We start from the raw sequence: 10,538 nt of genomic DNA, 5'->3' as shown, positions 1-10,538 counted from the left end.
ACCGCCCGGATTCTCCTGCCCGGGGAATTTCTGACAGATTCATCAGGTGCAGTAAATGTACTGCACCAAATTGAATCATACCCCCCCCCCGCCTTTCTGTCAATCACAGAACCCCTGTTTATTACAAAATGTAACCGACGAAATTCCTTGTATAACAGGATGGTTGAGAACTTTGAACGACGTTGCAATGTAGAGACACTTTTATCAGTGTATGTTATTGTCAAGACGACGCAGGAGGGTTACATATAAATCAAATTGGATAAATTACCTGTCGTTCAATGACGAATGTTTACAGCACCAGAAATTCCGGAAATGAACGACAATGATTTTCTCTGCCAATCAATTTTTTTCCATGAAACTGAAGGAACTGGCCTCAAATCATCCGACTTCCGACATGACTCCCCTGAGCAACTGTCCGACCCCTGCTCACCCACGTCCAGTTCGCCCTCCCCGAGAGAGGGTTTTTCGCAAGCCTCAGGTCTCACGGCCGCGACATCTGCTTTGTCATTTCCGTTCGCAACAGTCAGGAAGATCCAATTTGACACACGTCAGAAAACAGCTCACCGCTCCTGCAAGTTGCAACAAAACTTCTCATGAACCCGCCGTTGCCGGGCACGGCGTTCCCAGTGCAGAAACCATGCCCCTGACTGCCACCCAAAGCGGACACTTCCGCTGACCCGCCCCTGCTGCCGGCCCAGGTGACTCATAAACAAGGATCATTCCCGCAACTCCGACTTTTTGGATTACCTAAAAATTGCACATTTCCCTTCCGGTCTGAGATCTGCGTTCAATTTCGACGCACGATGGTCTATGCTCACTGAAAAGACCTCCCCATCAGGTCTCTCTTCTCTCCGAGGCTCCCCACCATGACCGGCAGCATCAACTACACCCTCGCCAATCCCGGCTTCCCCTTCGCCTGCGCAGTGATCGGTCTGGCGGTCCTCATCGGCGTCGGAAGCCTGATCCGCAGAGCGGTCGAGAGCAACCGCGACAGCGCCCGCAGGCTTGAGGAGAACACCTACTACTTCCCGGAGGAGCACGACTACACGGGAACACTCTCCCCGAGCGCTCCCCGGTCGGCCGCGGCCTCCTCGTCCGCCGGCTCATCTGCGGTGAACCGCACGCTCTCCGATGCGGCTCCCGGAGGCAGAGAGCGATCCGGCCTCGCCGTCCCTGCGGCCGTGGCCGTCACCGGCGCGGTCCTCGCCGGGGCCCTTCATGCCTCCGAGAGCTCTGGCAGCGCCGCAGGAAGCATCGGCTCCGGAAGCGCCCTGGACCCGGTCACCGGCGATTCGATGAACCCGTATGACCCGACATCAGTGATGTACCACTCAGGCCTCCGTGACTCGATGGATCCGAACGATCCCATGAGCATGATGTATGACGGCTCAACGGGGATCTCGTCCGGTTCATCGCTCGGCGACCCGCTGAACACCGGCATCGGCGATTCCATGAATCCGGCCGATCCCGCCAGCATGACGTACGACTCCATGAGCGTCGATGACCCGATGAGCATTCGCTATGAGCCGGACCCGATCGCCTGGTCGGATCCGGAGAGCATGCGCTACGACCCCTTCGACTCGATGTCCTCCACGTCGATCGGCTCCACGGACACCTTCGGCACCGATTCCTTCGGCACGGACTCCTTCTCCTCGGGCTTCGACTCCTTCGGATCGGACTCCTTCGGCTCCGGCATCGGCGACTTCTGACCGTCCAACCGCTGAGGAGCGGCCAAAATGAATCCCCGGCACCCTGGGGATGTCGGGGATCATTCTTCACAGGCGGCCGCCCGTTCATGCGGCCGTTTCTGCATTCACACTTCAGTGATCAGTGAAGCTCAACGCCGAGGAAGTCGAGCGCCGTCTGCACGTGAAGCGCCGCGCCCTTGATGAGCACGCTCTCGTCGACGGTATAGCGGCCGTGGTGCTGCGGGTAAGTCGCCTTGCACTCCGGGTTGTTGATGCCGAGGAGCACCATCGCGCCCGGGATCTTCTCCTGGTAGTACGCGAAGTCCTCGCCGCCCATCGTGGGCTCACAGTCGACCACACCGTCGTCGCCGAAGATCTTCCTGCCGGCGCCGGCGGCGACGTCGATCATCTTGGAATCGTTGATCGTGATAGGCACGAGGTAGTTGTACTCGACCTCGGCCGTGCCGCGGAAGGCAGCGGCAGTGTTGCTCGCGATGCGGCCGAGCACCTCGTGGTACCCATTGCGGATCTTCGGGCTGAAGGTGCGGGTCGTGCCCTCAAGCACGGCTTCGCCCGCGATGACGTTGAAGCGCGTGCCGGCGACGATCTTGCCCACCGTCACGACGGCGGTGTCGATCGGGGCGTACTCGCGCGAGACCATCGTCTGCAGGTTCATCACGATCGAACTCGCCATCACGGCGGCGTCGACCGTCTGGTGCGGGGCGGAGCCGTGGCCGGAGAAGCCGTGGACGCGGATCGTGAACTGGTCGGCGCTCGCCATCGTGGCGCCCTTGTGCATGCCGACCTGGCCGGCCTTCACATCGGCCCAGACGTGCATGCCGAAGCAGGCGTCAACGCCCTCGAGCGCGCCGTCCTTCACCATGGCGTCGGCGCCGCGGCCGATCTCCTCGGCGGGCTGGAAGCAGAGAACGACGGTGCCCTTGAGCTGATCCTTGATTTCGGAGAGCATCTTCGCAGCGGTGAGCAGCATCGAGATGTGGCAGTCGTGGCCACAGGCGTGCATCACGCCGGGGTTGCAGCTCGCGAAGGGAAGACCCGTCTCCTCGGTCACCGAGAGCGCGTCGATGTCGCCGCGCAGCATGATCGTGCGGCCGGGCTCCTTTCCCTCGATGCGGGCGAGCGTGCCGGTCGGCATGCCGCAGACGCGCCAGGGAATGCCCATCTGATCGAGCTCCGCGCGGATGCGCTCGGCGGTCTTCACCTCCTTCGTGCTCTCCTCGGGGTGCTGGTGGAAATAACGGCGCATTTCAATCTGGTAGTCGCCGTACTTCGCCATGAGATCCTGCAAAGTCATTTGGAATGTCCTTTCTTCTTAAATGACGAAAGGCGCAGCCTCCGGACCCGCTTCGGGTCGGAAGGATGCGCCGCGCCTTTCGTCTGCGTGGTGTTGTGAAAGGTTACGCCTTTCCGTCAGGTCCGGATCAGAGGAGCTTGACGAAGATGCCGGCGAGCACAACCGACGTGATCGTGACGGTGACGAAGCCGCCCACGATCATCGACGGGAAGAGACGGCTCATCAGGAAGTCGAACTCAGCCTTGTTCTCGCTCTCCTCGTGGCAGATGCGCTCGGTCATGATGGCGTCGAACGGGAAGCCGTAGAGGGCGGTGAGGCAGTTCGCGAAGCCGAGGTAGGGCGAGACCTTGAGGATCCTGCCGACGATGCAGCCGAGGATCGCCATGCCGACGAGACCGATCACGATCATGATGAGCATCGGGCCGATGAGGCCGAAGAGGAGCTCAGGCGTGCAGTCGGAGAGGCCCGAGTACACGAACATGATCAGCGTGAGGAAGAGGAAGTCCTTGGAGCCGGTCTTCGAGAGGATGTCGCTCTCGAGGAAGCCGAGGCGGCAGAACACAACGCCGAAGATCAGGGCCCAGATCGCGCCGGACACACCGGTGAGGACGCCGATCACGAAGGCGAACCAGGCGACGAGGCAGAGCTTCAGGAGCACGAAGAACGGGGTGTTCCAGGAAGCGGGCGTGGCGAGCGGGCCCGCCTTGGCGTTCTCAGGGAGAGCCATCGCCTCGGCCATGATGCGGGCGGCGTCAGCGCCCTCAGCGCTTTCCTGGCCGGCGCGGAACTGCTTGAGGAGCCTCTTCGACTCGCGCTTCAGGCAGATCGCGGTGAGCGGATAGCCGGCGAAGCCCTGGATGCAGTACATGGAGATCGCGAAGATCGCGGCTTCCTTGAGGCCGGCGTCAGCGGCGGCCTTCTGCATCATCGTCGCGGCGACGATGCCGCCCGTGAGCGGCGGCAGACCCGAGATCACGAAGCTCTTGTCCATGAAGAACGGGCAGAGGACCCAGCAGAGGCCGACCATGCCGGTGAGACCGGCAAGGCAGATCAGAATCGTCTTCCACTGGTCCATCAGGCGCTTCAGGCTGAAGAGCGTGCCCATGTGGGCGATCAGCAGGAAAATCGCGGTGGTCGAGCCGATGCCGAGAATCTTCGCGTCGGCGACGAGCGTCGGCGGGAAGATCGTCCAGTAGCCGAGCAGAATGAGGACGGCCGAGATGAAGACCGACGGGACCCAGCCCTTTGTGAGCTTGGAGAGCCACTCACCGACGAGGATGATGAGCAGGCACGCCACCAGGGCGGAGATAAAGTTGTAGACCATTGGGTTCATTTGGGGTAATGCTCCAAAGGAGGTGTTGGTTTCGGGAATGCTTGGTGTAGGAATTAAAAGCGCACGCCCGTCAGAAGAAGACAGACTTCTCCGTATGGCCTGCATTCTAGGAACGCGGGAAGCAAACGGACCTGAGGAAAAACCTCAGGTCCGCGCGGAATTCTTGACGTTCACTGATCAAAGGCCTTCGGCGTAATCGCTTCTCCCTAGTGTCACGTCATGGCGTTGAGAGGCACTTTCAGGCGCCGCAGCGCTTGGCCGCCTCGACGAGCGCCTTGAATAGCGCAAGCGCCTCGGGGCGCTCCGCCGAGAGCATCTCGGGGTGCCACTGCACGGCGAGCATGAAGGGATGCGCCGGGTCGTCGAAGGACTCGATGATCCCGTCGTTCTTGGACCGCCCGCCGAGGCGCAGTCCCTTGCCGAGAGTCTTCACGCACTGGTGGTGCTTGCTGTTGACGTGAATGTCGTCCGTGCCGCCGATCTCGGCGAGGAGCGACCCCGGCTCCACCACGATGTCGTGCGTGACGACGCGGTAGTCGGCCTCCTGGTGGTGGACCGTGTTCGGCACGCCGAGCTCGCTCTCGATGTCCTGCACGAGGTCGCCGCCGTAGAAGACGTTCAGAACCTGGCAGCCGCGGCAGATGCCGAGCGTCGGCAGCTTCACCTTCACTGCGGCGCGCAGAATCGCCATCTCCATGCGGTCGCGCTCGGGGCGCGGCTCGCCGCAGGCCGGGGACTTCTCCGCGCCGTAGAGCGCGGGATCAATGTCCGCGCCGCCCGTGAGAAGCAGCCCGTCGAGCCTCGAGACGATTTCCTCGAGGTCCTCCTCGGGCGCGGAGATCGGGAGCATCACGGGAATGCCGCCCGCGAGGGTGATCGAATGCATGTACTGGTCGCGGACGCCGATGTATTCAGTGGGCTTGACGTCAGGCGTGACGCCGATGAGGGGCTTCATGATCGAAAAAACTCCATGCACTGCCTGGAAGGTGCGGTGGAAGCGACCGGGAAAGGTCCGCGCGGGGCAGATTGAGAAAGACAAAAAGAAAGGGCCGGGACCCCGGCGAGGGGTTTCCCGACCCGATCGATTCTAGGGATTCAGATCACTCCCTCGAATCAGGCCTTCTGCGTAGGCGGTTCGTCCTTTTTCGGGAACTCCACTGCCTTGCCCTCGGCGAGGGCCGCCTCGACGGCGCGCTGACGCTCGGCGTCCTCGGCCGCGGTCTTCGCCGTCTCGGTCTCAAGCTCCGTCTGCAGGAGCTTCACCATCATGAAGCGGTTCAGGACCTCGCGGGCGAAGAGCAGGAACCCGAGGTAGAGCTCGCTCTTGCGCAGCGAAATGTGCTCCTCGCCGATCTGCACGAGGAAGTTCGCCTGAGCCTCCTCGATGAGACCGAGGATGCGCGTGCAGTCCTGCGGCGAGAACTGGGTGCGCAGGCGCTGGAACTCCTTGGCGAGCAGGATGATGCTGTCGCGCATCCTGCCGGTGAAGGGCGAGTGGCTGTTGGCGACGTAGTTGTCCGCCACACCCATCTGGTCACGCAACGAGTGGCTCACCTCCTTCATGTTCGTGAACGCGCGGTAGTAGAAGTTTCTCGCGTCGCGGTCACGCTTCCTGCCGCCGCCCTGGACGGCCATGCTGTAGTACTCGGAGCGTCTCGCGGAGATCTCCTCCATGAGCACGATCGAGTCGTCCCTGACGCGGGCGAGTTCCTGATGATCCTCGCGCAGGAACGCCTCAAGACCCTCGGCAAAGTACGTGAGCGTGCGGTCGAGGTAGTTGCCCACGCTCTTTGTCATGAGCTCGCAGATCGAGCTCTGGTCGCCGCGGTCAACCCTGCGGGTCTCCTCCTCCTGATCCTTCTCGTCGTCGTCCTTCGAGAAGAAGTTCGTGCGGATGATGACGGCGAGCGCCGTGATCATGCCGACCAGGATGATGGGCTCCTCCCAGAGGGACATCACGCTCGCGACGAAGCCGCAGGCGGTCGCGGCCGAGAAGGCCGTGAGGAACCAGCCGGAGATGACGGTGAGCACGCCCGAGATGCGGTAGACGGCACTCTCGCGATCCCACGCGCGGTCGGAGAGCGAGGAGCCCATCGCGACCATGAAGGTGACGTAGGTGGTCGAGAGCGGGAGCTTCATGCTCGTCGCCGAGGCGATGAGCGCCGCCGCGAGGACGAGGTTCACGCTCGCGCGCAGCTCGTCGAACGGGAGCTCGATCTCGCCGGGCTTCACCTTGGGCTTCACGAAGCGCGTGTCAAGCGCGGCGAAGACTGACTTCGGGATGATCTGGTGGATCACCTTGTTCATGCGCAGCGAGCTGCGGACCATGATGCGGGCCGGGAGCGACGAACCGAACTGCTCCTTGCCGCCGCGGCTCGAGGAGGAGAGGTTCACCGACGTGCGGATGACGCGGTGGGCCTTCTTCGAGAACCAGAGCGTGAGGCACATCACGATGCCCGAGAGCGCGAGCAGGATGGTCGGGGTGGTCTTCACCTCGCGCAGCGCACCCATCGTCATCGTGGACGGATCGGCGCCCGGCGTCGCGACGAAGATGTTGAAGCTGTCAAGCGCCGCGATCGGCACGCCCACGAAGTTCACGAGGTCGTTGCCCGCGAAGGCGAAGGCGAGCGCGAAGGTGCCCGACAGGATGATGAAGGGGAAGATGTTGAGCTTGAGGAAGCTGATCGCCGCCTGGAAGACCGCGAACCAGAAGAGGAAAAGGAAGACGAGGATCGCACCCGTGTTCGCGTCGATCCAGTCGATCCACTCGGGCTGCATGAAGCTCGCGCCCTTGGCGCCCTTCATGACGAGGAAGTAGAGGATCGCGGTGAGGCAGACCGAGCCGTAGATGCCGCCCAGCCAGCGGTAGATGCGCTGGTACTGGAAGGTGAAGATCAGTCGCAGGACGTACTGCACGACGAGGCCCGAGAAGAAGGCCACGATCACGCTCACGAGGATGCCCATGATCATCGCGAGCGCTTTTGCCGAGTTGACGTACTGGCCGATCTCCGTCATCGGAGCCCCGGTGGACCAGATCTTCCAGCAGGCCACGGCGAGCGTGCCGCCGAGGAGCTCGAAGACGATCGACACGGTGGTCGACGTCGGGAGCCCGAGCGAGTTGAAGGTGTTGAGCAGCAGCACGTCGGTCACGATGACTGCGCAGAAGATCACCATCACATCGTGGAAGGTGAGCATCTCGGGGACGAAGACGCCGGTCTTCGCAATCTCCATCATTCCCGAGCTGAAGGTTGCGCCGAGAAGGACGCCCGCGCTCGCCACGGCGAGAATCACCCAAAAGGGCGCCGTGCGGGAGCCCACGGCAGAGTTGAGGAAGTTGACGGCGTCGTTGGACACGCCGACGAAGAGGTCACAGCAGGCGAGGGCCGCCAGCAGTGCCAGGACGATATAGAGAAAGATTTCCACTTTTCTGCTCTTCGCCCTCTCGTTGACCGTCTTCCCTTCCGCAGGGGACCCCTCACGGGTTCGGAGTCCGGCGCGGCCCAGGCGGGAAGCGGCCCCGCCGGGGCGCTTTCTGTTGGGTAGAGACTTTCAATTTTAGAGCCCGTAGGACGGGTAGGCAATTACGCCTAGCGGAGTATTTCCCCCAATGGAAAAACCGCGGATCCGCGCCATTTGGGCGCGCCGCGGCTTTTCTCCCGTGCCCATGTGACGCCGCACGGGTCCGGCGAAACCTCGAAATTGTTTCCTCAGTGAATCTTCTTCGCGACGCCCTTCGTGCAGGGATCGACGTCCGGGCGCTTGAGGTAGAGCCACACCACCATGGGGATGAGGAGGAAGCCCGTGAGGAAGACCACCACCTTGATGCCGAAGTACATGGCGATGACGCCGCCCAGGATCGGGCCGATCACGCTGCCGATCTGCTGCGCCGCGTAGGAGAGGCCGAAGATGCGGCCGCGGTCCTCGGGGCCCGTGGAGTTCGTGAGCACCGCGTTGATGGCCGGGAAGATACCGGCGAACGTGAGGCCGCCGATGAAGCGCCAGATGCCGAAGGGGATCAGCGTGTCGGGGATGGCCTGGATCATCGCGAAGATGCCCGAGCCCAGAAGCGCGAGGTAGAGCGCCGGGCGGTAGCCCCACTTCTGGCCGGCGATGCCCCAGAGGGGCGAGGCGATCACGCCCGAGATGCCGACCACCGAGAAGAGGAGGCCGGAGACGAAGACGATGCGGTCCATACTGCCCTGCAGCTCGCCCACGTACATCGGGAGCACCGGCTGCAGCAGAAGGATCGTGAGCTGCACGACGCCCGCGGTGATGAGCATGCGCTGCACCACGGGCACCTTGAGGAGATTGGTCTTCGGGCGCGGGGCAGCGTTCTTCGCCACCTTCTTCTTCACGGGCTCCTTGATCTTGAAGATGATCATGAGCGTGATGATGAAGAGCGCGGCTGCGCCGAGGAAGAAGGTCGCGCGCATGCCGAACATCTCGGCCAAGATGCCGCCGAAGAGCGGGCCGATCACGCCGCCCGCGGTCATGCCCGACTGCATCGTGCCCATCGAGAGGCCGAGACGGGTCTTCGGGACCGAGGAGGAGATGATCGCGAGACAGGCGGGCCAGAGACCGGAGGCGAAGCCCTGGAACATGCGCACGCCGAGGAGCTGCCACTCGTTCTGCACGAGGCCCGAGAGCCCGTAGCTCACCGAGAGCAGGATCGCCGCGCGCACGGCCATCAGCTTCTTGCTGCGCTTGTCGGCCATCGCGCCCCAGATCGGCGCCATGACGCCCGAGACGATGAAGGAGCACGAGAAGACGAGGCCCGACCAGAGGTTCACGTCCTCGTTGCTCACGTGGAGCTCCGTGAGCAGGTACATCGGCAGGAACGGGATGAGCATCGTGTAGCTCAGACTCATCAGCACCGAGGCGGCGGTGAGAATCGCGAGCGTCGTCTTCCAGTTCCCGAGAATCTCCTTCTGCTGCTCGGATTCCTCGGGATCGAGCCCCTCGATCGCCTCCTTCACCTTCTGCTCGGGGTGCGAGCGGCCCTTCTTCGAGAAGTCGAGCTCATGAGGCTCCTCCCACTTGCCGTCATGCTCGCTGCGGGCACGCCTCGCGGCCTCCTCGGCCGCGCGCTTCTCCTCCGGGGAGGGTTCCGGCGCCGGCGCGGGGGTGTTCTCGGTGAGGTTTTCTTTCTGCTCGGACATGGGGGAGGTCCTTCTTCACTTCGGTGGGCGCCCGCCCCTCCCGTCTTGCCGCGGGAGTTGCTGCGGGCACGCAGAAAAGCGAGTCGCCCGGACGGGCGATCCGCTTCAGATCAATTCTGGGAGACTTTTCCTGAGGGACGGTCCGGATCGTCCGAACCGCAGGTGCGGTGCAAGGCGCGCCGTCCGAAGACAATGCTACCCCTCGGAGGGCCGATTTAGATACATCCCGAAGGATGAGCCCGGCATGAAGTGACAGCCGTTCTGTCGCACGGGGAAGGTTTTCTCTCAGCGCGTCTGCGGGAAAAGCTGGTCGACGAGATTGCGCACGGTGAGCTCGAAGTCGGCGTAGCCCGGGGTGAGGAGCGGGCTCTCGAAGCTCTTGACGACGTCGTTGCCCGACTTCACGGCGGCGCGAGCCTCGGCGGCGCGCGAATCACGGCGCCAGTTGGCGCGCTGCGTCTCGCCGTTGTAGAGGTCGCGGTAGTCGAGCGTGATCTCGCTCGGCAGGTCGCTCGGATTGCTCATGCGCGAGGCGGTCATCGTGACGAAGAAGCGGCAGCGCTTCGGGTTCGGCTCCTCCTCGGGCGCGAGGAAGCTCACGCGGTAGCCGCGGTCGGCGAGCGCGCGGCGCACGGCGAGCTCGAGCGAGCTGCGCTCCTCGCTCGCGGCGGCGAGGCACACCGTCTCCCCTCTCGCGGGAAGCCCCGAGAGCATGCCGTCCGGATCGGCCGTGCGGGCCGAGAGCCTCGCGGGCTCCGTCTGGAACGCGCATCCCGCGATCAGAGCCGCCGCAAAGGCCGCCGTCACGGGAAGGATCAGTGTGTGCTTTGTGTTCATCTTCAACTCAACGACTGCATCCGGCCGTTCCTGAAAGCGGCCGTCGCCGGAAGCCGCAGCGGCGTTCCTCCTGAGCCGTCCCGTGCCTGAAACACGGAGACGTGACGCCGTCCGTTCCAACCTGTAAAGAATAACGCAACTCATTGCCCGAGCAGAACCTGCCGAAAGTACGAGTTGATAAAATTTCCTGCTTCTCCACAGATTTT

The 10,538-nt window shown here is 63.1% G+C and carries 7 protein-coding genes; 1 reads left to right on the top strand and 6 read right to left on the bottom strand.

All coding sequences use genetic code 11. The features are described 5' to 3' along the window. Positions 1-866: 866 nt before the first annotated feature. The gene (locus Q4F91_RS11455; protein WP_303337829.1) at positions 867-1,709 is read left to right on the top strand and encodes a hypothetical protein; all 843 of its coding nucleotides are present in this window, start codon (positions 867-869) and stop codon (positions 1,707-1,709) included. Positions 1,710-1,827: 118 nt separating this feature from the next. Here the strand turns inward: Q4F91_RS11455 and Q4F91_RS11450 are convergent, their stop codons facing one another. The 6 genes from Q4F91_RS11450 to Q4F91_RS11425 form a co-directional block, all read right to left on the bottom strand. Continuing rightward, the gene (locus Q4F91_RS11450) at positions 1,828-3,003 is read right to left on the bottom strand and encodes an amidohydrolase (protein WP_303337827.1); all 1,176 of its coding nucleotides are present in this window, start codon (positions 3,001-3,003) and stop codon (positions 1,828-1,830) included. Between the two features lie 127 nt (positions 3,004-3,130). After that, the gene (locus Q4F91_RS11445; protein WP_303337824.1) at positions 3,131-4,327 is read right to left on the bottom strand and encodes a hypothetical protein; all 1,197 of its coding nucleotides are present in this window, start codon (positions 4,325-4,327) and stop codon (positions 3,131-3,133) included. 247 nt (positions 4,328-4,574) lie between these two features. Then, complete coding sequence (locus Q4F91_RS11440; protein ID WP_303337822.1) at positions 4,575-5,291, bottom strand: gamma-glutamyl-gamma-aminobutyrate hydrolase family protein; 717 nt, start codon at positions 5,289-5,291, stop codon at positions 4,575-4,577. Positions 5,292-5,449: 158 nt separating this feature from the next. Further along, complete coding sequence (locus Q4F91_RS11435; protein WP_303337820.1) at positions 5,450-7,759, bottom strand: inorganic phosphate transporter; 2,310 nt, start codon at positions 7,757-7,759, stop codon at positions 5,450-5,452. A gap of 284 nt (positions 7,760-8,043) precedes the next feature. Further along, positions 8,044-9,495 (bottom strand): MFS transporter, encoded by a 1,452-nt coding sequence (locus Q4F91_RS11430; RefSeq protein WP_303337818.1) that lies wholly within the window; start codon positions 9,493-9,495, stop codon positions 8,044-8,046. 285 nt (positions 9,496-9,780) lie between these two features. Then, on the bottom strand, positions 9,781-10,332 hold the full coding sequence (locus tag Q4F91_RS11425) for a hypothetical protein (protein WP_303337816.1): 552 nt from the start codon (positions 10,330-10,332) through the stop codon (positions 9,781-9,783). Between the last annotated feature and the right edge of the window lie 206 nt (positions 10,333-10,538).

It is taken from the genome of Sutterella sp. (genome assembly GCF_030539355.1).
GTDB lineage: Bacteria > Pseudomonadota > Gammaproteobacteria > Burkholderiales > Burkholderiaceae_F > Sutterella.
Note: the sequence above shows the minus strand (reverse complement) of the source record. Positions and strands in the feature narration are given on the sequence as shown.